Genomic DNA, 22,539 nt, shown 5'->3' with positions numbered 1-22,539 from the left:
GTCTACAGGGCCAGGCCCGTGAGCACCATGACGCGCTCGTACGTGAAGTCGGTCATCGCGTACGTGACGCCCTCGCGGCCCACGCCGGAGTTCTTCGCGCCGCCGTAGGGCATCTGGTCGGCGCGGTAGGACGGGGCGTCGCCGATGATCACGCCGCCCACCTCCAGTTCGCGCTGGGCCCGGAAAGCGGTCTGGATGTCGTGCGTGAACACGCCGGCCTGGAGGCCGAACTCGGAGTCGTTGACCGCGGCGAACGCGGCGTCCGTGCCGTCCACCCGGGTCAGCGTGAGCACCGGGCCGAAGACCTCCTCGCAGGCGATGGTGACGCCGGCCGGGACCTCGCTGAGCACCGTCGGCGCGTAGGCGGCACCGTCGCGGGTGCCACCGGTGAGCACCTTGGCGCCGGCCTGCACGGCCTCGTCCACCCACGCCTGGACCCGCTCGGCGGCGGCGACGCTGACCAGCGGGCCGACGTCGACGCTGTCGTCCTCGGGGTCGCCGGTGACCTGTGCGGCCACCTTCGCCACGACCTTCTCGACCAGGCGGTCGTAGACGGTCGCGTCGGCGATCACCCGCTGCACCGAGATGCAGGACTGGCCGCCCTGGTAGTTGGAGAAGGTCGCGATCCGCTGCGCGGCCCACTCCAGGTCGGCCTCGGAGGACCAGTCGGCGAGCACGACGGCGGCGGCGTTGCCACCCAGTTCCAGGGTGACGTGCTTGCGCGGCACCGAGTCCATGATGCTCCAGCCCACCGGGCCCGAGCCGGTGAACGAGATGACCGGCAGCCGCTCGTCCTTCACCAGCGCCGGCATCCGGTCGTTGGGGACCGGCAGCACGCTCCACGAACCGGCGGGCAGGTCGGTCTCGGCCAGGATCTCGCCGAGCACGAGCGCGGACAGCGGGGTGGCCGGCGCGGGCTTGAGGATGATCGGCGCGCCGACCGCGATCGCCGGGGCGACCTTGTGCGCGACCAGGTTGAGCGGGAAGTTGAACGGCGCGATACCCAGCACCACGCCCTTGGGGATCCGGCGGACCAGCGCGTAGCGACCGGTGCCGCCCGCATCGGTGTCCAGGCGCATGCCCTCGCCGTTGAACCGGCGGGCCTCCTCGGCCGCCCAGCGGAACACCGACACCGCACGGCCGACCTCGCCGCGCGCCCACTTGATCGGCTTGCCGTTCTCGGCGGTGATCAGTCGGGCGATCTCCTCGGTGCGCTCGCCGAGCCGCTTGGCCACGTGGTCCAGGGCCGCGGCGCGCCGGTAGGCGGGCAGCGCGGCGAACTCGTGCCCGACGGCGTGGGCCGCGGCGACGGCCTCCTCTATCTGCGCGTCCGTGGGCTCGAAGACCCGACCGACGAGCCGCCCGTCGTACGAGCTCGTGACGTCGAAGGTCGTCTCGCCGGTGGCCTGTCGGCCCGCCAGCCAGAACGCGTGGGTGGTGGTGGTCACTGCTGCTCCTTCTCCGTCAACGGGTGCCGATGATCCCGGTGACTCAACCGTAGGCCGATCACACGCCCGCGTTGTTGTCCATGTCGGACAATCGCGCTCCGCCGGTACTACGACTTGTCCTCGCGGACCTCGCTCGGATCGCGCAACGCGAACCACAGTTCCGCGCGGGTGTCCGGGTCGTCCAGAGTACGACCGAGGATCTCCTCGGCTCGGCGGATGCGATAGCGCAGCGTGTGCCGGTGCACGCCCAGGTCGCCGGCCGCCGCGTCCCACTGCCCGTGCCGGGCCAACCACGCGCGCAGCGAGCCGATCAGGTCGCCCCGTCCGCCCGCGTCGTGCGCGCGCAGCGGTGCGAGCAGTTGCTCGGCCCACGCGTGCACGGCGTCGCCGTCCAGCAGCGGCAACAACCCGCCGGCATCCTGACCGTGCACGGTCAGCGCCTTCTCCGAGCGCAGGCCCACCGCGTGCGCCCCCAGAGCCTGCCGATAGCCGTCGGCGGCGGCGACCGGCTCCACCGGGCCGGACACACCCGCGATCAGCCCGGGCAGGTCCGCCGGCTCCACCGGCTCGACCGACTCCGGCAGCACCAGCACCGTCGCCCCGCCCAGCTCGCCGGCGAGCGCGGGTGCGCCGGCCCGGACCGCCCGCGCGCACAGCCGCTCCGCGAACGCCGCCACAGCCTGCTCGGGCCCGGTGGCCACCAGCACCCGCCACGGTCCCGGCGGCAGGTCGGCCGCGATGTCGTGGGCCAGTTCGGCCGGGGTCGCCCGCTCGCCGGTGAGCAACAGTCGCAGCAGCGCGGTGCGCATCCGGGCGGCCGCGTCGGCACTGACCCGGGACTGTTCCAGGGCCAGCGTGAGCAGCGAGGCCGCGGTGCCCAGGGTCTGCCGGTCGGCGGTGCGCGGCGGCCGGTCGGTGCCCACCGCCAGGAAGCCGCTGATCCGCCGCTCGGCGCCCAGCGACTGGACCACCACGCGCCCGCCCTCGATCCCCGGCAACGACGCGGAGGACGGCGCGGGCATCCCGCGCAGCTTCTCGATGTCGGCGCGCAGCCCGTCGGTGCGTGGCCGAGCCGTGGCGGGCGCGACCTGGCGCAGCGTGCCGTCCGCGTCGTAGAGCGCGGCCCAACCGTCCAGCCGGGCCGCGAGCCGGCGGATCAGCGTCGCGGGGCCCTCGCGCCCGGCGGCCGCCCGGGTCAGCTCCTGCTGGACCGCGAAGCCGGTGGTGACGGTCTCGTACTGCTCGGCCGCCAGCGCCGACGAGACCACCTTGCTGATCGCAATGAACGGGGTCGGGCGCGGCACCTCGAACACCGGGAAGCCGTGCACCTCGGCGACCTCGACGATCACCGCGGGCACCCGGTCCAGGGACAGGCCCACCCCGATCCCGAGCCCGGCCACCTCGGCCGCCGCGAGCCGCTCGACGTAGGCACGGCGCTCGGCGTTGCTGCGGCCGAGCTTCATCCCGGTGGTGAGCAGCAGTTCGCCGCCCTCCAGGTAGGGCGTGGGATCGGCGAGTTCGCTGGTGTGCACCCACCGCACCTCGCGCTCCAGTCCGCCCTTGCCCGCGAGCACCCGCAGGTCGAGGGCGGGTGCACGGACCAGGGACGCGAGGGTGGGCGGCATGTCGTTGTTGTCCAAACCGGAGTGGGAGAGGCTTCCAGTCTGACTCAGCGGCCGAGATCGATCAGCACGGGAGGGGTTCGCTCGCCCTTTCGGGTGGTCAGGCTGACGACGGCGTGCCGTGTGGGCAGATCGCCGGTGATCTCGGTCGGGGACCAGCGGTAGCGCTCGACGGTGCGGGTGGTCACCCGCTCGGACCGCCCACTCGCCTTCTCGCCGAACAGCGCGCCCAGCACCGAGTAGCGGATCCGCTTGACCAGGCCGCCCTCGGGCGTGCCCATGGTGATCGACTTCTCCTGTTCCTTGGTCATCCCCCAGTATTCGGCGAACAGCTTGGCATCGGTGCGGGACGCGCCCGGTACCACCGCCTTGCAGCCGGCCGCGGCGAACACGGTGTGCCGCAACGCGGGGTCGAGGTCGTCGAGCGAGCGCACCGACAGGACCAGGCCCGCCCGGCGATTGCGGGCCCACTGCAGGCCCTTGGCCGCGTACTCGTCCACCAGCCGCCCCGCGTCGTCGGCGACCAGGCACGCGAACACCTTGCGCGGCCCGCGCTCGCGCCGGGGCGTGGCCATCGCCTGGACGAACTGGGAGAGCACGAGCCGGCCGATAAGTCGGGCCGCCTCGGGGTGCGCGGCCTCGTTCAGCGCGATTCGCACCCGCAGCGGCCGGTCGATGTCGCCGGCCGCGAACTGCTCCCGATCGGATCGGAACAGCTCCGCGACGCCGGGTCGCTCCAGCACCGCGAGGCGCTGCACGAGCATCCGCGCATCGTCGTCGCCGCGCGCCAGCGCGCGCAGCGCCCGCTCGTGCTCGGCGTAGCGGTCGGCGGCCCGCAGCGCGCGCTCCAGTGCGGCGAGCGCGGCCTCGGTGCCGTCCAGCAGGTCGAGCAGCGTGCCCACCTCGGGATAGCGGCCGTGCCCGGCCACGTAGGCGCCGAGCACCTGGCGCAGCGCGTTGCTCGCGGCGTCGCCCAGCCCGATCGCGTTCGGCGGCAGCGCGGCGGCGGCGAGCCGGTCGGCGGCGTCCTCGGGTGAGGCCGCGCCGCCGTACAGGTCCAGACCCGAGGGCGAATCCGGATCGCCGACGATCACTTCGAGGTCGTAGCCGTTCGTGCGTTCGAACTCGTCGCCCTTGGCATCGATCACCACCAACGACGCGGCGCCGGTGAGCGCGCGCAGGCTCATCGTCTCGACCACCGGTTCGAGCAGTCGGCCCGGTTCGCCGGCCCGGGCCGCGCCGACCACGAGCATCGAGGCGCCGAGCACGTCCGGATCGAGGGCGAAGGCGGTGTCCCGGTACAGCGGCGGGTTCTTCGGGTGGTCGGTGCCCACGCCAATCCGCACCTGGCCGGCGAACAGGTCGTGTTCGGCTCGTCGGGGCCGCAGGTCGCGCTGCCCGGAGCGGTGCCGACAGGCGGCGGCACCGTGGTCGGTGATCTCGTCGGCCACGTCCGCGAGGTATTCGGGGTCCGATGCGCCGGCCTTGATCACCCGGCGCAGCCGCAGATAGTCCACGTCCCGCACCCGGCCCGCGGATACCTCGTGGTCGAGCACGTCGGCGGCCTCGTGCTGCCCCGCGTCGCGCAGTTCGGGCCACAGCTCCGCGTCGGCGACCTGCGCCTCCTCGGCCTCGGGCGCGGCCTGCTCGCCCGGGGTGCTTGCGTACGGCCTGATCACCACGTCCCAGCGGCCGAGTACCGCGCCCGCGTACAGAAAGCCGCCGTTGTACAGGAGCCGGACCAGCCACTGCCCGTCGTGCAACAGCCCACGCGGGAAGATCAGCAGCAGCAGCGCGACGAACGGCCGCATCAGCGCGATCCAGGCGACGAAGCCCAGTACCAGGAACAGTGCGGCACGGCGCCACTGTTCGGGACGCGGGCGCCCGTTCAGCTCGGCCCGCCGGTCCAGCCGCTGCCACCACGGGCGCAGGAACGGCCAAACGATCTCGTGCCAGCGGCCGAGGTAGCCGAACAGCACGAGCAGCACCACGTAGAGCAGGTTGTTGAACAGCAGCGGCCACATGAAGGTCGGGATGATCTTCCGGACCAGCCAGACATAGGCGACTATCACCCAGTTCAGGCTGAGTACCGCGATCATCAGCCAGAGCACCGCGCGCCGGACCAACGCCGCCTCGGGCCGGGTGCGCGCGTCGCGCTCGGCCGCCCGCAGTCTGATCTCCCGCTCGTCCCGGCCGTACCCGTACACACCCGGGGCCTCGCGGTGCCGCGGGCCGCGCAGCCACCCGCGCAGGTCGAAGCCGTCGGGATCGATGTCGCGGTCGGCCGCGGCCGGGGCCGGCACCCGCGTTCGGGCAGCCCGCGCGCGGCGGGTCGCAGGGGCGCCGCGGTCCGTCGGGTCGGCCCCGAAGACCTCGGCCTCGACAGCCGGCGACGCCGGGGAATCCGGCCGTTCCACGTCCACGTCTCGCCCTCCCGGAACCACACCCTGAACCGGAACTCAATCTAGGCGCCACACCCGCCGTCGTGATGATCATTCCGGCGCGAGTCCGCGATGTGTTCGGAGTTGTTCTGCCCGATCGGCATTTGTCCATCCCGGACACAAGCAACCGGGTGATTAACCGATGCGGCGCATGCGGCGAACGCGGCCCGGCGCCTAGCCTGCCGATAGGACCGCGGTGCCACCGCGAAACCCCGCCTCGACCCACAGGAGACCAGCATGGGCGCTTCGCAGCCCGGCGGGCCCTCGCTCCCGCAGGAGCGCCGGCTCGTCACCGCCATTCCCGGCCCGAAGTCGACCGAGCTGATGACACGCCGCAACGCGGCGGTCGCGCGCGGCGTCAGCACCACCCTGCCGGTCTTCGTGACCCAGGCGGGCGGCGGCGTGGTCGTCGACGTGGACGGCAACTCGCTGATCGACTTCGGCTCCGGCATCGCCGTGACCAGCGTCGGCAACTCGGCCGAGGGTGTCGTACGCCGCGCGTCCGAGCAGTTGCAGCGGTTCACCCACACATGCTTCATGGTGACCCCGTACGAGTCGTACGTGGCGGTCGCCGAGCAGCTCAACGAGCTGACTCCGGGTGACCACGAGAAGCGCACGGCGCTGTTCAACTCGGGCGCCGAGGCGGTGGAGAACGCGGTCAAGATCGCGCGCGCCCACACCAAGCGCCCCGCGGTGGTCGTGTTCGACCACGGCTACCACGGTCGCACCAACCTGACCATGGCGCTGACCGCGAAGAACATGCCGTACAAGGAGTCGTTCGGCCCGTTCGCCCCCGAGGTCTACCGGGTCCCGGTCGCCTACCCCTACCGCTGGCTGACCGGCGCGGAGAACTGCGCCGAGGAGGCCGCCGCGCAGGCGATCGACATGATCACCAAGCAGATCGGCGCGCACAACGTGGCCGCCGTGGTGATCGAGCCCCTCTTGGGCGAGGGCGGCTTCATCGAGCCGGCCAAGGGCTTCCTGCCCAGGATCGTCGAGTTCTGCAAGGCGAACGGCATCGTGTTCGTCGCGGACGAGATCCAGACCGGCTTCTGCCGCACCGGCCAGTGGTTCGCGTGCGACGACGAGGGCATCGTGCCGGACCTGATCACCACCGCCAAGGGCATCGCGGGCGGCCTGCCGCTGGCGGCCGTGACCGGACGCGCCGAGATCATGGACTCCGCCCATGCGGGTGGTCTCGGTGGTACGTACGGCGGCAACCCGGTCGCCTGCGCCGCGGCGCTCGGCGCGATCGAGACGATGCGCGGCCTCGACCTCAACGGCGCGGCCCGCCGGATCGGCGAGATCATGCTCGGCCGGTTGGGCACGATGAGCGAGAAGTTCGCCGAGATCGGCGAGGTCCGCGGTCGCGGCGCGATGATCGCCATCGAGCTGGTCAAGCCCGGCTCCAAGGAGCCGAACGCGGAGCTGGCCGGCGCGGTCGCCAAGGCGTGCCACGCGCAGGGTCTGCTGGTGCTGACCGCCGGCACCTACGGCAACGTGCTGCGTTTCCTGCCGCCGCTGGTGATCCCCGAGCACCTGCTCGTGGAGGGTCTGGACGTGCTCGAGCAGGCGTTCGCCGGCTCGGTCTGAGCCTGCCACGACACCACGAACCCCCGTCCGTCGGAATGCTCCGATGGACGGGGGTTCGGTGTCTCGGACGAGTGTGGTGTCCGCTGTGGACCGACCGGCGGCCGGCGCGATCAAGTGCCCGCTCAGAGCCGCGGTCGGCGCGGCGCCGGGGCGATCCGCTCGACCATGGTCAAGCCCGGGACGGCGTCCCACCCGCACAGTGCGAGCACCCGCAACATCTGCCGGCTCGCGCCGATCAGGACCATGTGTCCGCCACGCCGGGACAGCGCGCCGGCCTGGTCGACGAACACCCGCAGGCCCGCGACGTCGATGAAAGCGAGCTTGCCGACGTCCACCCGAACGTCGCCACCATCGCGGGACGCGGCGGCCAGCACGCGGCGCACCACGTCCACGTTCGCGAGGTCGATCTCACCTTCGAGTCGCAGGCCGCGCGGCCGTGTCGTGCGCACGACGCGAAGCTGGCGGTCGCTGGTCAGGACCACGCCTATCGCACCCGCGCCCCGACCCGGTCGGGGTTCCACCGAGGAATCGAACACGGCACCGCCCGCCTTGACGCCCTTGGAAACCACCGGAACCTCGGTCCGGCGAACGCGCCCGCTCCCCGCAGGGGCCGGGATGCACGGCACGCGGTATGTCGAGTAATCGGACTCTTCAACCACCTGGCCAACCCTACCTTTGCGTGCTGACAGCAGAGGGGCGATCGACGACATTGCGTCAATGCCACGTCACTCGAGCCACCGTCGATTTGCCCTGCTTACGGATGTTCTCCGCGTACTTGGACTCTCCCGGGTGGTCGGACTCACGCGACACGCGCTGTGACGCCGCTCACACCCTTCATTGTTCCAACGTACAGCGTGTATGTCTCGCCTTCCAGACCGTGGAGAACGTGTGCAGGCTTTGTGTGGAGCCGCGCGTCGGGAACCTGCCGACCTGTTCTCCGCGTATCTTCGAGTGAGATGCACAGACCTTCCACCGACGCCGGCCCTGAGCAAGCCGGCGGCCGCCCCGGGACAACGCCCCCCGTTCCGGGGCGGTGGTCTGTTCACTCACAGTACACGCGCGGCCTCGCAGTGCCGCTGATTCTCGCTTTCACGCTCGCGGCGCTCACCATCCAGGTAGTGGCCGAAAGCGGACCCTCGCTTGCGCTGGATCACACCGTCCGCACCGCGATGCGCGACCTGGCGGGCGCGTCCGGCGCGGCCTGGCTCGACGGCCCCATGCACGCCCTGGCCGACCTGGGTGGGCCGCTGCCCGCCGGGATCGCGCTCGCCGCCGCGGCGCTGTTCGCAACAGTACGAACGCGCCGCGCGTACCCGATCGCGATCGCGGCGGGCAGCGTGCTCGTGGTGATGATCGCGGTGATCGGCGGCAAGGATCTGATCGGCCGGCCGGGACCGAGCGAATCCCCGGTGCCCGCCGACGGGTGGGGCTTCTTTCCGTCCGGGCATACCGCGACCTCGACGGTCTGCTACGGGATCGCCGCACTCCTGCTCGGGCGTGTCGGCTCGGCGCGGGCGGGTCGGTACTGGGCTACGGGCGCGGCCGTGCTGTGCTTCCTGATCGGGTTCGCGCTGTTGTGGTGCGACTACCACTGGCTCGCGGACGTACTGGCTTCGTGGGCGCTGTGCGCGATCGTGCTCCGGGCGGCGGCGCGGGTGGCCGATGCCGGCGGGCTCAGACCTCGCCCGCCCGCCGCACCGCCGTCGCCATCGCCGCGCGGAACCCCGCCATCGTGTTCTCGATGATGGTGGCCACCGACACCACGTCGTGCACCAGGCCGACCGACTGACCCGCGGAGGCGAGCGACGCCTCCATCTCGCCGTCGAAGTACAAGCGGTTGATCGCGTCGAGCGAGCTGTGCGCCGGCCCGCCGGAGGCGGCGAGCGCGCGGGAGAACTCGGTGCCCAGGACCCGCATGGTCGGGCTGCCCGTGCGGTTGACCACCACGGTCCCGGTCTCGTCCGCAGCGAGCACCGCCTGCTTGTAGTGGGTGTGCACCGGACTCTCGGACGAGGCCAGGAACTGGATCACCGGATGCCGGGCGCCGGTGTGCGCGAGTACGCGGTTGACCATGGCCGGAGGCTATCTCGACAGGTGAACGGTGAGAAAACTTTTCCCGCAAGTAATCTGCGGATTACGTACCATCAGATGCCAGCTTAAAGCGCTATTCGATGAAATCTGGGTGTACTGGCTACGGAATCAGTTGCTAACGGGATCTTGACGGGTGATCAAACGGGCGTTTGTATTACGCCGCACCGTTCGGAAAGTGCGAACGGCTCACCATCCGTCCCGGAGGCGATATCCGCACCCCGCTGTCCCGCAGAGGTAGCGCACATGGCTGTTGAAACAACCCCACCGCCGTCCGGGACCCTGACTCCAGTCACTCTCGACGCCGGCGGCGCCCCCGCGCCGCTCAAGCGCTCCATCGGAGTCGTCGGCGGCACACTGCTCACGCTCTCGTGTCTGACTCCCGCGTCCTCGCTCTTCGTGATCGTTCCGGGGATGTTCGAGACCCTCGGTTCCGGCACCGCCTTGGCCTTGGTCGTGGCCGCCGTGCTGTGTGTCGGCGTCGCCTTCTGTTACTCCGAGTTGGGCACCCTGATCCCCAGCGCCGGCGGCGAGTACGCCATGGTCGGCACCCTCATGGGCCGCTTCATGGGCTGGCTGGTCTTCATCATCGCCACCATCGTGGTGATGATCGTGCCGCCGATCATCGCCCTGGGCACCGCCGAGTATCTGACCTCGATCGCGACGATCGACACGATGTGGGCCGGCGCCGCGGTGATGATCCTGGCCACCATCATGGGTCTGCTCGACCTGCGCGCGAACGCGTGGGTGACCGGCGTGTTCCTGGCCCTGGAGGTGATCGCCGCGGCGATCGTCGCCTTCCTCGGCTTCGCCAACGTGAACCAGGCCACCTCGACGCTGATCAAGCCCGAGGTCGTAGTGGACGCCGCGAGCAACACGACGGATCCGCTGAAGATGGGCTTGCTGATCGCGGGCATGGCCGGCGCGCTGTTCGCCCTCCAGGGCTTCTCCACCGCGGTCTACCTGGCCGAGGAGATGGAGAACCCGCGGCGCACGGTCTCTCGCACGGTGTTGTGGACCCTGGGCCTGGGCGCCGTGATCCTGATCGTGCCGACCATCGCGATCTCGCTCGGCGCTCCGGACCAGGCGACCCTGGCGGGCGGCGACATCCTCGGCCTGGTCGAGGGCTGGTCCAACCACGGCATGGCCACCTTCATCGGCCTGTGCATCGCGCTGGCGATCATCAACGCGGGCGTGGTCATGGTCATCCAGAACTCGCGCGTGGTCTACGCCTCGGCCCGCGACCGGGCCTGGCCCGAGCCGATCAACCGGGCCTTCGGCAAGGTGAACCGGTTCGGTTCGCCCTGGGTGTCCACGCTGGTGGTCGGGGTGCCCGGCGCGCTCCTGTGCTTCGTGCCCACGACGCTCCTCGGTGAGGTCACCGGCGTCGCGGTCGCCGCGCTCTACCTGGTGGTGGCGCTCGCCGTGCTGGTCGCCCGGAAGGGCGCGCACAAGAGCACGCAGGCCTGGCGGATGCCGCTGTGGCCCGCGATCCCGGTGGTCCTGATCGTGTCGATGATCTACGTGCTGACCGAACAGCCCACCCGCGCGTTGCTGATCACCGGTGGGGTGCTGCTCCTGGCCGCGCTGTACTGGGTGTTCTACCTGCGTCCGCGCCAGGAGACCCGCTGGAACATCAAGCTGATGGCCGACGACTCCTGATCGTCGGCCGACCGCGGCAACCGCCGCACGCCGTACCGACCCGAGGGCGGTGCCTCCTCCTGTGGGCACCGTCCTCGGGCGCGTCCGGACCCGGCTCAGTCCTCCAGCAGCGCCGTCCGCAGCCGGTCCAGCCGGTCCGCGTCCAGGCCCAGCCCCTGCTCCAGGTAGGCGTCGAAGCCGCCCCAGTGGGTGTCCATCACCTCGAAGGCGCCGCGCAGGTATTCCTCGCGCACCTCCAGGAACGGCTGGAAGAGCTCCAGCAGACCCGGCCGCATCGCGAGCTTGTCGGTATTCGGCTCGTAGCGGTTGCCCGGGTCATTGCTGACCAGGTAGTTCGCCACCGCGTCGTCGGCGCAGACGCCGACGATCCGCTGCACCAGGGCCGCCGCGATCCCGGCGCGGTCCTTGCCGGCCGAACAGTGCACCACGACCGGCAGGCCGTCCGCGTCGAGCATCGCGCGCAACATCCGCGCGTGCCGGTCGACCCGACTCACCACCTGGTCGCGGTAGTCCGCCGCGATCGACTTCTCCGCCCGCCCGTTGCCGAGCCGCTCGCGCAGCACACTCAGGTCGGCGCTGCGCAGATCGCTCCAGAAGTCCGAGTGTCGGGCCGGGTCGGACATCGGCAGGTTCAGCCACCGGGCCCCGGCGGGCAGCACGTCGGCGCCGTCCAGTTCGATGTCGGCCGGGCTGCGCAGGTCCACCACGAGCCGGATGCCCAGGTCGGCGAGGACGGCGCGGTCCGCGTTCGTGGGCTTGGCCAGGTGGCCGCTGCGGAAGTAGCGACCGGTCCGCACCCGCCGGCCGTCGGCGGTGGGCAGTCCACCGATGTCGCGGAAGTTGCGGACCCCTTCGAGGGCGAGTCCGGCATCCGCCTGATGCTGTGTCACGTGTCTCCTCGTGCTGGTCGGGCTGTAGGGAATCGGACTCAGGCGCCGCGAACCGGACGGGGCTCGCCGAACCGGGCCTCGAACCGGTCGTCGCTCATGTCGCGCATCTCCTCGATGGTCACCACGCCCAGCATGAGATCGGTGAGAAAGCGCGGTGCGGGCTTGGCGCGCATCGCGTCGGTGATCGGACCGGGCGCGGTGTGCGCCTCGGATTCGACCCGGCCGTCCGGGTGCAGCGTGAAGGTGCGATAGCCGGGGCCGTCGAAGCGATTGCCGGCGTAGTCGATGCTGTACGTGGTCGAGGGCGCCACGAACACCGGCACCCCGGCGAACTCGCCTTCGAGCGAGCCGTGCAGGTGGCCACCGGAGATGGCTCGGATGTGCCCGAAGTCGCGGAGCAACGCGCCGAGTCGGCCGGAGGGGTCCAAACGCGGGCAGATCTCGGCGAGCGGCGGCTGGTGGACGAACAGCAGCACGTGCTCGGCATCCGAACCGGCCAGGATCTCTCGGATCCGGGCGGCCTCGGGCGCGCTCAGCTCCGGCCCGTCGGCTCGGGTCATCCGGTCGTCGAGGTCGCGGTACACCCCGTCGCCCACGTGTTCGCGGCCGAGCGCGTTGGTGTCCACCATGAGCAGCAGCCATGACCCGATCCGCACCGCGGGTGCCCGGAGCGTCCCGGTAGTGCACGTCGGATATCTGGATCACGTGGATGGCGGTATCGCCGGGTGGGCTGTCTTCGATGGGCATGCGCCGTTCCCCTGTCACGTCCGTAGCGGCCGCCGACTGATCATCTGACGACCCGTCACGCATGCTGCCAGGGAAGGCGTGCGGAAGAAATGGCGAAGCGCCCGGGGTCCGTATCCGGGCCGCGGACGACGAAGCCCGCCCGACCACGTCATTGGGGTCGGGCGGGCTCGTGCGCGTGCTCGCCGAGGCGAGCGAACGTCAGTCGTTGGTCGGGAAGCCCAGGTTGATGCCGCCGTGGCTGGGGTCGAGCCAGCGCTGGGTGACGACCTTGCCGCGGGTGAAGAACTGCACGCCGTCGGCGCCGTACGCGTGCAGGTCGCCGAACAGCGAGTTCTTCCAGCCGCCGAACGAGTAGTAGGCGACCGGAACCGGGATCGGCACGTTGATGCCGATCATGCCGACCTCGACCTCGTTCTGGAACCTGCGGGCCGCGCCGCCGTCGTTGGTGAAGATCGCGGTGCCGTTGCCGTACGGGTTGGCGTTGATCAGCGCCAGGCCCTCGTCGTAGGACTCGACCCGGACGACCGACAACACCGGGCCGAAGATCTCGTCGGTGTAGATCGACATCTCGGGGGTGACGTTGTCGAACAGGGTCGGGCCGACCCAGTAGCCGTCGGCGGTGTCGGCGCCGTTGATCGGGTGCTCGCGGCCGTCCACCACGAGCGTCGCGCCCTGGTCCTCGCCGGCCTGAACGTAGGAGAGCACCTTGTCCGCGTGCTGGCGGGTGACCAGCGGGCCCATCTCGGAGGCGGCGTCGTTGCCCGCGCCGACCCGGAGCTTGGTCATCCGCTCCTTGATCCGGGCGATCAGCTCGTCGGCGATCGGCTCGACCGCGACCAGGGCCGAGATCGCCATGCAGCGCTCGCCGGCCGCGCCGAAGCCGGCGTTGACCGCGGCGTCGGCGACCAGGTCCAGGTCGGCGTCCGGGAGCACCAGCATGTGGTTCTTGGCGCCGCCGAGGGCCTGCACGCGCTTGCCGTAGCGGGTGCCGTTCTCGTACACGTACTTGGCGATGGGGGTCGAGCCGACGAAGGAGACGGACTTGATGTCCGGGTGCTCCAGGATGCGGTCCACGGCGACCTTGTCACCGTGCACGACGTTGAACACGCCGTCGGGCAGACCGGCCTGCTTCCACAGGTCGGCGAGGAAGTTCGCGGTCGACGGATCCTTCTCGCTCGGCTTGAGGATCACCGTGTTGCCGGTTGCGATCGCGATCGGGAAGAACCACATCGGGACCATCGCCGGGAAGTTGAACGGCGAGATGATCGCGACCGGGCCCAGCGGCTGGCGGATCGAGTAGACGTCGATGCCGGTCGACGCCTGCTCGGAGTGCCCGCCCTTCTGCAGGTGCGGAATGCCGCACGCGAGTTCCACGACCTCCTGGCCGCGGGCGATCTCGCCCAGCGCGTCCGAGTGCACCTTGCCGTGCTCGGCCACGATGATCGCGGCGAGCTCGTCCTTCTTGGCGTTGAGCAACTCACGGAAGTTGAAGAGCACCGAGGAGCGCTTGGCGAGCGAGGCGTTCTTCCAGGTGGCGAAGGCGCGGACGGCGACCGAGACGGCCTCGTCGACCTCGGCCACGGACGCGTAGTCGACCGTGCCGGTGATCTTGCCGGTGGCGGGGTTGTGGATGTCGCCCCGACGCTCGGAGACGCCTGTCCACTCCGCGTTGGCAATCCAGTGGGTTACGTGGTTCGTCACGGTCCGACCTTCCGGGGGGATGCGGTTTCGGCGAGGGGCCGCACAAGCCCCGTACGGTGGCCAGTCTTGCTGGCCTTCGTGGAGCGCTTCAAGCTTCATGGTGTCGGCGGTTGGGCCGTTCGCCTTACAGTCCGTCTCGGTCGGCATTGGTGCTGCCCACCCACATGGCCCGTTGCGTCTCGGACGAAGGCTGCGGATCCACCGCGGCGGGGCGCGCGAATCACGGCCCCGCGGCCTCCCCCGGGGCTGCGGGATGACACGCCGGAAGCCGGGTGAGGTGCATGCTCACCCGGCTGCCCGACGGCGCGTCAGCGCCCACGACTTGATCGCGTGTGGTGATCGACGAGCGCGCGAGGAGAGCGGCCGGAGGCCGCCACCGCGCGAAGCGCGTTTCTAACTGTCGAAGCCCATGCCGACCTTGTCGAGGGCCTTGAGCCACAGGTTGCGCTTGCCGGCGTTCTTGTCGGCGCGGTCCATCGACCACTTGGTCATCGTCACGCCCGCCCACTTGATCGGTTCCGGCGGGAACGGGAGGGGCTTGGTGCGGACCATCTCGAGTTCGGTGCGCTCGGTCGGGCGACCGTCGAGCTTGTCCAGCATCACCTCGGCGCCGAAGCGGGTCGCGCCCACGCCCAGACCGGTGAAGCCCAGCGCGTACGCGACCTTGCCCTTGTACGCCGTCCCGAAGAACGCCGAGAAGCGGCTGCACGTGTCGATCGCGCCACCCCACGTGTGGCTGAAGCGCAGACCTTCGAGCTGCGGGAACGTCTCGAAGAAGTGCTGCGCGAGCTTCGCGAACGTCTCCGGGCGCTGGTCCAGGTCCGAGGAGAGCTTGGAACCGTAGTGGTAGACGGCGTCGTAACCGCCCCACAGGATCCGGTTGTCCGCGCTGAGCCGGTAGTAGTGGAACTGGTTGTTCGTGTCGCCGATGCCCTGCCGGTTGTGCCAGCCGATCGCCGCGAGCTGCTCGGCACTCAGCGGCTCGGTCATCATCGCGTAGTCGTAGACCGGCACCACGAACGGCCGCAGCCGCTTGACCAACGACGGGAAGACGTTGGTGCCCAGCGCCACGTTGCCCGCGAAGACCCGACCGTACGCGGTCTTCAGCACCATCCCCGAGCCGTGCTCGCCCAGTTCGGTCACCTTGGTGCGCTCGTAAACGCGCACGCCCAGCGACTCGCACGCGGCCTTGAGGCCCCAGGCCAGTCGGGCCGGGTCGATGATCGCGCAGCCGGTCCTGTCCCAGACGCCGGCGAGGTAGGTGGGCGAGTCGACCTCCGCACGCACCTCGTCCCGGTCCAGGAAGGTCAGTTCGGTGCCGTAGCGCCGGGCGAGATCGATCTCCTCGCGCAGTTCCTCGACCTGGTGCGGCTGGGTCGCGACGCTGAGCTCGCCGGTGCGACGGAAGTCGCAGTCGATGCCGTAGCGCTTGATCGCCGCCTCGATCTCGTCGAGGTTGTGCTCACCGAGCCGCTCCAGTCGGGCGAGGTCGCTCTCCCAGCGGTCCAGCCCGTTGTAGAAGCCGTGGGTCAGGCTCGCGGCGCAGAATCCGCCGTTGCGGCCCGAGGCCGCCCAGCCGATCTCGTGCGCCTCGACCAGCACCACGTCGCGCGAGGGGTTGCGTTCCTTCGCGATCAGTGCGGTCCAAAGGCCCGAGTAGCCGCCGCCGACGATCGCCAGATCGCAGTGGTCGTCGCCGACCAGAGCCGCGCACGGCTCCGGTCGGTCGCTCCGGTCGAGCCAGAAGGGGGTCGGCGCGGCGTCCGCGAGCGAGCGGATCGCCTCGACCGAGGGAGCAGGATCCGACGTGTTCCGGGGACCCATGGGGTTTCACCACTTTCGCAGTGTCCGCCGGGGCCGCCTTGTCGGGCCCCGGCGGTTTCACCGCATAGCTACAGATCTGGGATTGATCATCATTTAACGGGCGAAACTACGCCCGCTGTTTGGCCCGCCGCGAGGCGCGGATCTGCCCGATCATCACGATCAGTACGGCGATCACGAACATCGCCGAACCGATCACGTTGATCTGCGGCGGCGTGCCGCGCTGGGCTGCGCCGTACACGAACATCGGGAAGGTGACCGTGTTGCCCGAGGTGAAGTTCGTGATCACGAAATCGTCGAAGCTCAGCGCGAAGGCGAGCATCGCGCCGGCCCCGATACCGGGTGCGGCGAGCGGCAGGGTCACCCGCAGGAACACCTGGACGGGTGACGCGTACAGGTCCTGAGCGGCCTCTTCGAGCTTGGGGTCCATGCCCAGCACGCGGGCCTTGACCGCGACCACGACGAAGCTCAGGCAGAACATGATGTGCGCGATCAGGATCGTCACGAAGCCGGTGTTGATCCGCATGTTCAGGAACAGCGTGCCGAGCGAGGCGCCCATCACCACCTCGGGCATGGACATCGGCAGGAACAGCAGCGTGTTGATCGCGCCGCGGGCCCGGAACCGGTAGCGGCCGAGCGCGAACGCGATCGCGGTGCCGAGCGCGGTGGCGATCAGGGTCGACAGGACCGCGATCTTCATGCTGACCGCGACCGAGTCGCAGATGCCCGCGACCCCGCACGGCTGCTCCCACGCATCGAGCGTGAAGCCGTTCCAGGTGTAGTTGAAGCGCCCGTTCGGGTCGTTGAACGAGAACATCAGCACGACGATGTTGGGCAGCGTCATGTAGCCGAGCGCGAGCAGACCGAACAGCACGATGACGTTGCGACGCAACCAGTTGACGACGGCCATCAGACCAGGTCCTCCGTCCCCGCCTTGCGGATGTACGCCGTCACCATGAGCACGATCAACAACATCAGGATGAACGACAGGGCGGCGGCGGTGGGGTAGTCCAGCACCCGCAGGAACTGGGTCTGGATCACGTTGCCCGCCATGCCGGTGTCCGGCGAGCCGAGCCACTGCGCGTTGACGTAGTCGCCGGACGCCGGGATGAAGGTGAGCAGCGTGCCGGAGACCACGCCCGGCAGCGACAGCGGGAAGGTGACCTTGGCGAAGGTGGTTCGCGGCGACGCGTACAGGTCGCCGGCGGCCTCGTGCAGGCGCGGATCGATCCGCTCCAGGCACGCGTACAGCGGCAGCACCATGAACGGCAGGAAGTTGTAGGTCAGTCCGCAGATCACCGCGAGCGGCGTGGCCAGCACCCGGTCGTCCTGGGTCAGGCCGAGGAACGCCGTGACGTTGGTGAAGTGCAGCTTGTTGAGCACGTCCACGACGATCCCGTTGTCCGCGAGGATCGTCTTCCAGGCCAGCGTGCGGACCAGGAAGCTGGTGAAGAACGGGGCGATCACCAGCACCAGCCACATGCCGCGCCACTTGCCGGCCTTGAACGCGATCGCGTAGGCGAGCGGGTAGCCGATCACCAGGCACATCACGGTCGCCGCGGCCGCGTACCCGAAGGAACGCAGGAACTGCGGGTAGTACTGGTCGAGCGCATCCCAGTAGGTGGCCCAGTGCCAGGTGAGGTCGTAGCCCTTGGTCAGGTTGCCGGTCTGCAGCGAGGTCGAGCCCTGAACCACCATCGGGATCGCGAAGAAGACCACCAGCCACAGCAGGCCGGGCGCCAGCAGCGCGTAGGGCACCCATCTGCCGCGCCGCTTGAGCTCCGTGGTCTTGGTGTCCGCACCTCCCGTCGTGCCCGCGCCGAGGGTGCCGAGCGCGCTCACGCGGCGTCCTCGCTCGCCTCGGCGATGCCCGCGGTCAGGTCGCCCGACTCCAGGCCGAAGCCGTGCTCCGGGTTCCAGTGCAGGATCACCGTCGCCCCGGGCACCAGACGCGGGTCGCGCTCCATGTTCTGTTCGAACACGGTGAACTCCTGACCCCACGGCATCCGCACCACGTACTGCGTGGAGACGCCGATGAACGCCGCGTCCACGATCACACCGCCGTCGAGGCGGTTGCGGTTGTCCGCGACCTTCGCGTCCGCCGCGTAGGCGATGGTGATCTTCTCCGGTCGGATGCCCATCACGATGCGATCGCCGTCGGCGGCCGAGCGGGCGGCGGGCAGCGCCAGCCGGTTGCCCTGCGCGTCCAGCAGCAGATCGCCGTCGGCGCGCCCGGTCACCTTGGCCTCGACCAGGTTGGACTGGCCCAGGAAGTTGGCCACGAACGTGGTGCGCGGCGCCTCGTACAGCTCGACCGGGGAGCCGAGTTGCTCTATTCGGCCGCCGTTCATCACGGCGATCGTGTCGGCCATCGTCATGGCCTCTTCCTGGTCGTGCGTCACGTGCACGAACGTGATGCCCACGTCGGTCTGGATGCGCTTGAGTTCGAGCTGCATCTGCCGGCGCAGCTTGAGGTCGAGCGCGCCCAGCGGCTCGTCCAGGAGCAGCACCTGCGGCGTGTTGATCAGCGCCCGGGCCACCGCGACCCGCTGCTGCTGACCGCCGGAGAGCTGGGTCGGCTTGCGCTTGGCCAGGTGCCCGAGCTCGACCAGGTCGAGCATGTCCTCGACCTGCTGCCGGGTGTCCTTGATGCCGCGCCGCTTGAGGCCGAAGCCGACGTTGTCGGCCACGCTCAGGTGCGGGAAGAGCGCGTAGTTCTGGAACACCGTGTTCACCGGGCGCTTGTACGGCGGAAGGGCCGTGACGTCGCGGTCGCCGATGCGGATGCTGCCGGTCGAGGGCTGCTCCAGTCCGGCGATCATCCGCAGCGTCGTGGTCTTGCCGCAGCCCGAGGCACCGAGGAGGGCGAAGAACGATCCCGCGGGGATCGTCAGGTCCATGGGTCGGACGGCCGTGAAGTCGCCGTAGTGCTTGCTCAGGCCCGCCAAGGAGACGTCGCCGGAGGCGCCGGCCCGCTGCTGCTCAGTCATGATTCCTCTCGCCGCGCCGCGGGCCCCGAACCCGCTCGCCGGCCGCAAGGGCGGCCGAGAGCTCGCGCTCTCGGCCGCCCGTTCGATGGGGTGCTTAACGATCTCCGAAGATCGTCCGGTGCCAGTCCTTGCGGGCGATTCCCGTGCCGTCGTACATCACGTGCTTGACCTGGGTGTACTCGTCGAAGGAGTACTGCGACATGTCCTTGCCGAAGCCGGAGGCCTTGTAGCCGCCGTGCGGCATGTCGCTGATGATCGGGATGTGGTCGTTGACCCACACGCAGCCGGCCTGGATCTCCCGGGTCGCGCGCAGCGAGCGGAAGATGTCCCGCGTCCAGGCGGAGGCGGCCAGGCCGTACGGGGTGTCGTTGGCGAGCCGGATGCCTTCCTCGTCGCTGTCGAAGGGCAGCACGACCAGGACCGGGCCGAAGATCTCGTCCTGCACGATCTCGCTGTCCTGGGCCACACCGGTGACCAGCGTCGGGCGGTAGAACGCGCCCTTGGCCAACTCGCCGCCGGGGATCTCGCCGCCGGTCACGATGGTCGCGCCGTAGCCGCGGGCGCGCTCGACGAAGCCGGCCACCGATTCCTGCTGGCGGTGCGAGACGAGCGGGCCGAGGTCGGTCGAGGGGTCCATCGTGTCGCCCAGGCGCACGCTCTCGTACAGTTCCGCGACGCCCGCCACGAACGCGTCGTAGAGCGGGCGCTGCACGTAGGCGCGGGTCGCGGCGGTGCAGTCCTGGCCCGAGTTGATCAGCGAGGCGGCGACCGCGCCGTTGATCGCGGCGTCGAGGTCGGCGTCGTCGAAGACCACGAACGGGGCCTTGCCGCCGAGTTCGAGGTGCAGTCGCTTGACGGTCTGCAGCGCCACCTCGCCGACCCGCTTGCCGACCCCGGTGGAGCCGGTGAACGAAACCATCGACACGTCCGCGTGGCCCATCAGGTATTCGCCGACGGTGCGGCCCTTGCCGGTGACCACGTTGACCACGCCGTCGGGGATGCCCGCGTCGACACACGCCTGGGCGAACATCAGCGAGGTCAGCGGGGTGATCTCGGCCGGCTTGAGCACGATGGTGTTGCCCGCGGCGATCGCCGGAAGGATCTTCCACGCGGCCATCTGGAGCGGATAGTTCCACGGCGCGATCGAGCCGACCACGCCGATCGCCTCGCGGCGCACCATCGAGGTGGAGCCGGCCGAGTACTCGCCGGCCGCCTTGCCCTCCAGGTTGCGGGCCGCGCCCGCGAAGAACGCGGTGTTGTCGATCGTGCCCGGCACGTCGAACTCGGTGGTGAGCCGGATCGGCTTGCCCGCCTGCGCGGTCTCGACCCGGGCGAACTCCTCGGCCCGCTCCTCCAGCAGCACCGACAGCCGGTTCAGCGCGGTCGCCCGCTCACCCGGGGTCGCCTGCGACCACTGCGGGAAGGCGCCCTTGGCGGCGGCTACCGCCGCGTCCACGTCCGCGGTGCCCGCGAGGGTGAGCGTCTCGACCTTCTCGCCGGTCGCCGGGTTGGTGACGTCGAAGGTCTCTCCGGACGAGCCCTGCCGCAGTTGTCCCCCGACGAACTGATGACCTTTGCCGAAGTCCTGCACAGGCATGGGAGCCCTCCAAGGGGGTTTTCGATGAGCCGACGGGGGCTGCGTGCGGTGGTTATGCGCGTGAGCCGCGTCAGCGTAGGACGATGCCGTTTCGACACGGGGTGCCGCAACAGGCACATCGACAGGTAGGGCGGTGTGGGCTTTACAGGTCGCCAATCGCCCGCCCGAACCCCGGGGTCGTGGGTCGAACCGGACAGCCACCTGTCACCATGGAAGTGTCGCCCGCCGAGCCTTTTACAGATTGCTCGCGAATTCCCGCTTCCTTCGGGAACCAACCGCCGTCACGGTCGGGTCGTTGTCAGCTCGCGGAGGTTTTCGGATGTTCCCCACGGTCGCCGAAGTACTGGCCCTCGACATCGTCCAGCGCGGCCGCCCGCAGGTGGTCGCGGGTGAACGCGGCCTGGCCCGGCCGGTGCGCTGGGTGCACATCAGCGAGCTGCCGGATGTGACCCGGCTGCTCAAGGGTGGCGAATTGGTGATGGCCACCGGCATCGCGCTCCCCGAGGAGCGCGAGGGCCTGCAACGCTACATCCGTGATCTCGCCGACGTGGACGCGGCCGGACTCGTGGTCGAACTGGGCCGGCGCTACACCGAGCAACTGCCGCGCGCGCTGGTCGCGGCGGCCGAGCAGGTCGGTCTGCCGGTGATCACGCTGCGCAACGAGACCCGGTTCATCGGCATCACCGAGGCCGTGCACGGGCTGATCATCGACGCCCAGTTGGCCGAGTTGCAGGCCTCCGAGGCGGTGCACCAGGCGTTCAACGAGCTTGCGGTCGAGGGCGCCGAACCCGCCGAGATCGTCCGGCAGGCGTCCCGGATGGCCGGGCGTCCGGTGATCCTGGAGAACCTGGCACATCAGGTGCTCGCCTACGACGCGGCCGGCATAGTCGCGGAGACCCTGCTGGAGAACTGGGAGGACCGCTCCCGGCAGCTGCGGCTGTCCACTCGGACCGCCTTCGACGAGCGCACCGGATGGCTGGTGACCACGGTGGGCGCACGCGGCCACGACTGGGGCCGACTGGTGCTGGTCGGCGACGGCACGCCGCCGCCCGCGCAGCAGACCATGCTCCTGGAGCGGGCCGCGTCCACGCTCGCGCTGAACCGACTGGTGGTGCGCGACCGGGAGAGCCTGGAGCGGCAGACCCACCGCACGCTGCTGTCCGGGATCCTGACCCACTCCTACACGGTGGCCGAGGTGACCCTGCGGGCCCGCGCGCTCGGTGTCCCGTTGGAGGGTCGGCGCCTGGTCGGCGTGGTGCTGCGGCTGCGCCGCAGCGTGACCCCGGCCGCACTGGAATCGCAGGCCCGGCTGCGCGACTTCACCGAGATCGCCGCCGCGGCGGTCCGCGAGCGCCGACTGGCCGCGCTGGTCGGCGGGCTGGACGACGAGAACGTCGGGCTGCTCGTCGCGCTCGCCTCGCAGGACACCGAGGACGGCGCGCTGGAGGGCTTCTCCGCCGCCATCCGCCGCCTCGCCCCGGACCTCGCGGACGACATCGTGGTAGCGGTCGGCTCCTCTGTGGGCGCGGTGCGCGATGCCCGCCGCTCGCTCCTGGAGGCCACCCAGGTCGCGGACGCCGCGCTGCACCAGGGCGGCAAGGCCGCCTTCTACCGGCTGCCCGACGTGCGGCTGCGCGGGCTGCTGCACCTGCTGCGCGACGACGCGCGGTTGCAGACCTACGTCGAGCGCGAGCTCGGCCCGCTGCTCGCCTACGACGCGCAGCAGGGCACCCAGTTGATCGCGATGCTCCAGGTCTATCTGGACCACGGCCGGAACAAGTCCGCGGCGGCCGACGCCGCGCACCTGTCCCGCCCGTCCTTCTACGAGCGGCTGCACCGGATCGAGCGGATCCTGGGCGTCGATCTGGACCAGGTGGAGAGTTGTCTGTCGCTGCACGTGGCGCTGCTCGGCCTGGAGGCGCTCCGCCGCTGAGCGCGG

General features: G+C 70.3%; 17 protein-coding genes. 4 read left to right on the top strand and 13 right to left on the bottom strand.

The window, feature by feature from the left end; genetic code table 11:
* Positions 1-2 precede the first annotated feature (2 nt).
* From ABZS54_RS06145 to ABZS54_RS06135, 3 genes are all read right to left on the bottom strand, one after another.
* The gene (locus tag ABZS54_RS06145; RefSeq protein WP_355531570.1) at positions 3-1,448 is read right to left on the bottom strand and encodes an aldehyde dehydrogenase family protein; all 1,446 of its coding nucleotides are present in this window, start codon (positions 1,446-1,448) and stop codon (positions 3-5) included.
* Positions 1,449-1,555: 107 nt separating this feature from the next.
* The gene (locus tag ABZS54_RS06140; RefSeq protein ID WP_355531568.1) at positions 1,556-3,073 is read right to left on the bottom strand and encodes a PucR family transcriptional regulator; all 1,518 of its coding nucleotides are present in this window, start codon (positions 3,071-3,073) and stop codon (positions 1,556-1,558) included.
* A gap of 44 nt (positions 3,074-3,117) precedes the next feature.
* Positions 3,118-5,493 carry a hypothetical protein gene (locus tag ABZS54_RS06135; protein WP_355531566.1) on the bottom strand — a complete coding sequence of 792 codons (2,376 nt, stop codon included), beginning with the start codon at positions 5,491-5,493 and terminating at the stop codon, positions 3,118-3,120.
* A gap of 255 nt (positions 5,494-5,748) precedes the next feature.
* Between ABZS54_RS06135 and gabT the strand changes: the two genes are divergently transcribed.
* The gene (gene gabT / locus ABZS54_RS06130; RefSeq protein ID WP_355531564.1) at positions 5,749-7,104 is read left to right on the top strand and encodes a 4-aminobutyrate--2-oxoglutarate transaminase; all 1,356 of its coding nucleotides are present in this window, start codon (positions 5,749-5,751) and stop codon (positions 7,102-7,104) included.
* A 122-nt stretch (positions 7,105-7,226) separates the two neighbouring features.
* Here the strand turns inward: gabT and ABZS54_RS06125 are convergent, their stop codons facing one another.
* On the bottom strand, positions 7,227-7,673 hold the full coding sequence (locus tag ABZS54_RS06125) for an anti-sigma factor antagonist (RefSeq protein WP_355531562.1): 447 nt from the start codon (positions 7,671-7,673) through the stop codon (positions 7,227-7,229).
* Between the two features lie 549 nt (positions 7,674-8,222).
* Here ABZS54_RS06125 and ABZS54_RS06120 point away from each other — a divergent pair.
* Positions 8,223-8,849, top strand: a complete 627-nt coding sequence (locus tag ABZS54_RS06120) for a phosphatase PAP2 family protein (protein WP_355531560.1) — start codon at positions 8,223-8,225, stop codon at positions 8,847-8,849.
* On the opposite strand, the gene ABZS54_RS06115 is transcribed toward ABZS54_RS06120, so the two are convergent.
* The gene (locus ABZS54_RS06115) at positions 8,779-9,177 is read right to left on the bottom strand and encodes a hypothetical protein (RefSeq protein WP_355531558.1); all 399 of its coding nucleotides are present in this window, start codon (positions 9,175-9,177) and stop codon (positions 8,779-8,781) included. The two genes, ABZS54_RS06120 and ABZS54_RS06115, sit on opposite strands and share 71 nt — an antisense overlap.
* A 261-nt stretch (positions 9,178-9,438) precedes the next feature.
* Here ABZS54_RS06115 and ABZS54_RS06110 point away from each other — a divergent pair, with 261 nt between their 5' ends.
* A complete protein-coding gene (locus ABZS54_RS06110) occupies positions 9,439-10,854 on the top strand; it encodes an APC family permease (protein ID WP_355531556.1) in 1,416 nt (471 codons plus the stop codon).
* Between the two features lie 95 nt (positions 10,855-10,949).
* Here the strand turns inward: ABZS54_RS06110 and ABZS54_RS06105 are convergent, their stop codons facing one another.
* From ABZS54_RS06105 to ABZS54_RS06070, 8 genes are all read right to left on the bottom strand, one after another.
* Entirely contained in the window at positions 10,950-11,744 is a 795-nt protein-coding gene (locus ABZS54_RS06105) for a tyrosine-protein phosphatase (protein WP_355531554.1), read from the bottom strand.
* Positions 11,745-11,782: 38 nt separating this feature from the next.
* Positions 11,783-12,400, bottom strand: a complete 618-nt coding sequence (locus ABZS54_RS06100) for a hypothetical protein (RefSeq protein WP_355531552.1) — start codon at positions 12,398-12,400, stop codon at positions 11,783-11,785.
* A gap of 289 nt (positions 12,401-12,689) precedes the next feature.
* Positions 12,690-14,192 carry a CoA-acylating methylmalonate-semialdehyde dehydrogenase gene (locus ABZS54_RS06095; RefSeq protein ID WP_355531550.1) on the bottom strand — a complete coding sequence of 501 codons (1,503 nt, stop codon included), beginning with the start codon at positions 14,190-14,192 and terminating at the stop codon, positions 12,690-12,692.
* Positions 14,193-14,585: 393 nt separating this feature from the next.
* Entirely contained in the window at positions 14,586-16,016 is a 1,431-nt protein-coding gene (locus ABZS54_RS06090) for an FAD-dependent oxidoreductase (protein ID WP_355531548.1), read from the bottom strand.
* Between the two features lie 106 nt (positions 16,017-16,122).
* A complete protein-coding gene (locus ABZS54_RS06085; protein ID WP_355531546.1) occupies positions 16,123-16,923 on the bottom strand; it encodes an ABC transporter permease in 801 nt (266 codons plus the stop codon).
* Positions 16,923-17,855 (bottom strand): ABC transporter permease, encoded by a 933-nt coding sequence (locus tag ABZS54_RS06080; protein ID WP_355531544.1) that lies wholly within the window; start codon positions 17,853-17,855, stop codon positions 16,923-16,925. Before ABZS54_RS06080 ends, ABZS54_RS06085 begins: the two co-directional genes overlap by 1 nt.
* A complete protein-coding gene (locus tag ABZS54_RS06075) occupies positions 17,852-19,003 on the bottom strand; it encodes an ABC transporter ATP-binding protein (protein WP_355531542.1) in 1,152 nt (383 codons plus the stop codon). Before ABZS54_RS06075 ends, ABZS54_RS06080 begins: the two co-directional genes overlap by 4 nt.
* Before the next feature lie 94 nt (positions 19,004-19,097).
* Positions 19,098-20,600: a gamma-aminobutyraldehyde dehydrogenase gene (locus ABZS54_RS06070; protein ID WP_355531540.1), complete on the bottom strand. Its 1,503-nt coding sequence runs from the start codon at positions 20,598-20,600 to the stop codon at positions 19,098-19,100.
* A 319-nt stretch (positions 20,601-20,919) separates the two neighbouring features.
* On the opposite strand from ABZS54_RS06070, the gene ABZS54_RS06065 reads away from it, so the two are divergent.
* Positions 20,920-22,533 carry a PucR family transcriptional regulator ligand-binding domain-containing protein gene (locus ABZS54_RS06065; protein WP_355531538.1) on the top strand — a complete coding sequence of 538 codons (1,614 nt, stop codon included), beginning with the start codon at positions 20,920-20,922 and terminating at the stop codon, positions 22,531-22,533.
* Positions 22,534-22,539: the final 6 nt, after the last annotated feature.

This window comes from Embleya sp. NPDC005575 (genome assembly GCF_040605455.1).
In the GTDB taxonomy this organism is placed as follows: Bacteria; Actinomycetota; Actinomycetes; order Streptomycetales; family Streptomycetaceae; genus Embleya.
This window is presented reverse-complemented; position numbering and strand designations above follow the sequence as displayed.